Source organism: Homoserinimonas sp. OAct 916 (assembly GCF_003260275.1).
Taxonomy (GTDB): Bacteria; Actinomycetota; Actinomycetes; order Actinomycetales; family Microbacteriaceae; genus OACT-916.
On sequence record NZ_QJHB01000119.1, the window covers coordinates 1 to 280 of the forward strand.

Below are 280 nucleotides of genomic sequence, written 5' to 3' on the forward strand. Positions count from 1 at the left end.
TCAACAAACTGCTCGACCACAGCTGGGAAGTCGCCCCGAGCCACGCGCTCAAGAGCGGCAATATCAGCTCGCTGGCGTTCTGGACGCGGCTGCGCGGCTTCCTGACAGCGGAATACCTGCTCGGCTCGCACTCGTTGCAGAAGGGCTTTGGCGCGTCGTTGCAGTTCGAGATGGCCAACGGCCTGCAGGACATCGCCCGCGACGACTGGACGGCCACCACCGGCTTCGACCCCGAAGACCTCGACGTGTCTGGCGTGCGCGGCACGCTGCAGCGCATCGC

The 280-nt window shown here is 66.1% G+C and carries 1 protein-coding gene; it reads left to right on the forward strand.

Annotated features, from left to right (window positions below; translation table 11 throughout):
* Positions 1-280, forward strand: a 280-nt coding sequence (locus DL891_RS16935; RefSeq protein ID WP_198668992.1) for a hypothetical protein, incomplete at both ends; no start/stop codon positions are given.